Source organism: Tannerella sp. (assembly GCF_030528505.1).
Lineage (GTDB): Bacteria > Bacteroidota > Bacteroidia > Bacteroidales > Tannerellaceae > Tannerella.
Genome location: NZ_JAUMYS010000112.1, coordinates 1 through 3,611, shown reverse-complemented (window position 1 = coordinate 3,611; position 3,611 = coordinate 1). Strand labels below are relative to the sequence as shown.

The window sequence follows — 3,611 nt, the reverse complement described above, 5'->3', positions numbered from 1 at the left end:
ACTAAATTTCAAATATTTCAAAGAACTATTTTAGATTTTAATGGGACAGCAATGAGTTTGATTCTTGCATCTTTGTTTGTGAACTGCCAGTTAATGGTTGAATTTTTGTTGTTCCGATGTTCCTGCCAGAGCGCAGCTTCTTTTTTTATTTCTTCCATGGTTGAAATATGCCTGTTCAAGCATTGCCTGTTTAAAACGTGCAACTCTATTTCGGCCATATTGAGCCAACTCCCATGCTTTGGGGTAAATACGAAATCAAACCTGTCCCATATCCTTTTGGCCCCCTCCGGTTCAAATGCTTCATATAGCGCTCCCGGAGTATGTGTCTTAAAATTATCCATAACTAATGTTATCCTGTCTGCCTGTGGGAACATTTCATCGGATATCTTTTTGATAAAATGAGCCCAGTCTACCTTTGTCTTTGTAGTGGTTACTTCCACCATCCTTTTCCCTTTCAGCGGCTCGTTTGCCATGAATATATTGACTACGCCATGCCTGATATATTCGTAATCAATCCGCGCCTCTCGCCCGGGTTTTACAGGGATTGAATCACGCATCTCAATCAACTGCTTAGGCGACTCATCCATGCAGACTACCGGATTGGCAGGGGTATAGGGGCGCTTATATACGTCCAGGACGTTCTCCATATGGGCTACAAATTCCCCGCCGTGGGCTCTTGGAATAACCCCCCCCTTTACTTTCCAGGGCTTAAGTTCATTTTTTTTAAAACGTTCCCTACCGTCACATGGGAAATCTTGTCAATATACTCCAATTCAACCATCTTGCCTGCCAGCAAGCGCAAAGACCATCTCGCATACCCTTCGGGGGGAGCGCTGCAACATAAAGCCACCAATTTGGCTTCCACATCGCCATCGACTTTCCTTTCGTATACGCGTTGGGTTGGGCGACGCTCCAATGTGGCTTCAAAACCCTCTTCCACAAATCGTTTCTTCACCCGGTCGATGGTGCGCATGCCTATGCGTAAAACCTCACATATACGCTCGTTTGTCACCTTCCGGGAATAATTGCCTTCATCGGTATTGAGCAAGATATAGGCGGCACGATAGGTTTGGGACTTGTGAGTGCCTTTGTTGACTATCGCTTCTAATTCTTCCACTTCTTGCTTGCTTAATTTAATAGTGTATCGTATCATGACTTTTTGTGACAAAGATACAAATAATATATGTCATGTTAAAATTTACAAAACACCAGGCTGCTGTTTAGAATAAAAAGTTTAAAAATTATCTGCCATAATCTTTTCTCGTGCATTGAACTCTTTATTTATTTCAACTGTCTTAAATTCCAAATATTTTTCAGGTGTAATATCGTTGTACCAACTGAACTCTATATCAATTAGCCCGATGTTAATCTTTTCTTCTTTTGGTAGATCCTTGTTTATTTTAAGTAATCCATAGAGCAATTGATAACGGTTATATTTATCCCAATAAGAAGGAGACCACACTTCTATCATTTGCAGCTCCACGAATTCTTTGTCAAAAATCTTTTTATTATAATCGCTTTTTATCAGGCTGTTCGCTTTTTCAGTAGCATTTACAACACCTACTTCTAAATACAGATTACCAACATTCTCTATAAATCGTTTGTCAGAAAGAATGTCTAAAATTAACTTGTATTGGGTGGTATCACGGTGATCTCTTTCTCCCAACACAATGATGTCTGCTTTTTCCCAAAGTTGAAAAATATATTCTTTTGGACTTTTTTGCTCTTTTAAGAAATCGGCATAGTCATTTATCTGACTTTGTCCACACACATGATTTAGTGTAATAATTGACAATGCTAAAAAAAGGACCTTCATTTTTCTTTAATCACTACATTTTTTTCTTTCTGTGTCTACACTTTAAACTCGGGGGCTGCTTCCCAACTTCCAACGTTTTTGAGGCAAACTGAAAAAGCCTCTGCCAAAATTTCATTCCATTTGGGCAGAGGCTTTTTAAGCTGCTTGCTTTTTTTAGTGTTTTAGTGTTTGTGTGTTTTTTGTTTACACTTATCCGCAATACTTACTTCCCGCTGTTGTACACTTTATTGTTTTCGACGGGTTTGCCGGCAAATAGTTCGTCGAGCGTTACGATGCGGTAGCCTTTGGCTTTGAGGTTGCGGATGACTTGGGGGATGGCATCGACGGTCGTTTTATGGATGTCGTGTGCCAGGATGATGGCATGGGCCGATGCTTTCGACATTTCGGCCGCCACCCTTTCGGCATCGCGGTATTTCCAATCGAGCGGGTCAATGTTCCAGCCGATTATCGGTCGGTTAACGAGCGTCAGCTTATCGTTCGTATAAGCGCCGTAAGGGAAACGGAAATAGGCCGGATTGCTGCCTGTCGTTTCCCGGGTAATCTCGTCCGTAAGCGTTATCTGGCGGCGGGCTTCGTCGAGCGATATTTTGGCAAAATTCTTATGGTCGTAGGAATGGTTGCCGATGTTGTGTCCCTCTTCGGCCATGCGTCGCAGGGTCTGTTTCTGCACGGCGGCCGACTTGCCGATAACGAAGAATGTGGCTTTTACGTTCTCTTCCTTGAGGATATCGAGCAGGCGGGCGGTATATACCGAAGGTCCGTCGTCGAAGGTAAGAGCTACACAGGGAGCCTTAGGGTCTTTTGAATCCTTTGCCTCGGCTGTCGGTTGTGGGCGGGGAGGGATGGCGGGAGCAACGGATGCCTCCTCCGTTTGTTTCGATTTCGTAAAGAGGGATGAAAATTTCTTGTTTACATATTTGTCGATGACCGACTGCGGTATCTTTATGGTAAACGAACCCATCGCACCGCTGGCAATCTGATATTTGTCGAAAATAACGTACCATTCCCTGTTCTCATCGAAAAAGAGAGCATCGTAATTCTGCTCATTGGCGGCCGTACCTTCATCAATGTCCGGGAGCATCTCCATCCATACGGTTTCACGCTCCTGCTGATTGGCGAAGTTCTTGCTTTCGTTGAGCTTCTCACGAACGGCTTTTGCCGCTAACTCGCGCATATCCGAGGCAAATGCTTCGAAGGCTGCCTGGTCTTTAAAAAGCTCGGCGGTGGATATGTGTTTGCCGTTTTTCAGATCGAACATCGAAGCAACAAAGGTATCGTCGTAGTTGTTACCCAAGGATTTGCTGCGGGCATACAGGAAGACCATCAACTCTTCCGAACGGTACTTGACTTCGAAATGCTGGTTGAAGTCCGCTGCCGACGTGGCGTTATCGTCAAACTTAGCCGCTTCGCTCTTGAATTCGTCGATAAACTGTTGCGAGAAATCGCGTTCGTGTTCATTGACAAAATCATATCGCGTAACCGGGAAGGACGTGGTGAGGTGACTCTTGTTGGGGTCGTTGCCGATTTTCATCGTAAAGACCTGAATGTCCTCGTCGGAGTCGTTCAGGGTAAGTTCTTCGGTCAGTTCCGACAGTTGGGTAATTTCCGTGGTGTCTGTCGTTGCGTTGTTGTCGGCGGCAGCCTCTTTCGCTTGTCTGGAGCCGCATCCCATCAGGAACAGGGAGGCTAAGGCTCCCATCAGTAAGATTTTGTTTTTCTTCATACTTCCATTTTTTTTGAGGCAAATTTAGATAAAATCCTCGAGTTTTTACACCGGCCAGATAAAAACACAAGG

The 3,611-nt window shown here is 44.2% G+C and carries 3 protein-coding genes; all 3 read right to left on the bottom strand.

What is annotated here, in order from left to right:
- Positions 1 to 17: 17 nt before the first annotated feature.
- A protein-coding gene (locus Q4A89_RS11665; RefSeq protein ID WP_303185683.1) for an IS630 family transposase occupies positions 18 to 1,153 on the bottom strand; the annotation gives its coding sequence in 2 pieces (ribosomal slippage) (positions 18 to 739 and positions 739 to 1,153; 1,137 coding nt in all).
- 81 nt (positions 1,154 to 1,234) lie between these two features.
- A complete protein-coding gene (locus Q4A89_RS11660; protein ID WP_303185682.1) occupies positions 1,235 to 1,816 on the bottom strand; it encodes a hypothetical protein in 582 nt (193 codons plus the stop codon).
- Between the two features lie 202 nt (positions 1,817 to 2,018).
- Complete coding sequence (locus Q4A89_RS11655) at positions 2,019 to 3,539, bottom strand: polysaccharide deacetylase family protein (RefSeq protein ID WP_303185681.1); 1,521 nt, start codon at positions 3,537 to 3,539, stop codon at positions 2,019 to 2,021.
- Positions 3,540 to 3,611: the final 72 nt, after the last annotated feature.

Bases quoted from the DNA above. Each gene is read 5' to 3' on its own strand.
- Q4A89_RS11655 (WP_303185681.1), bottom strand. From the start codon at position 3,539: ATGAAGAAAAACAAAATCTTACTGATGGGAGCCTTAGCCTCCCTGTTC.
- Q4A89_RS11660 (WP_303185682.1), bottom strand. From the start codon at position 1,816: ATGAAGGTCCTTTTTTTAGCATTGTCAATTATTACACTAAATCATGTG.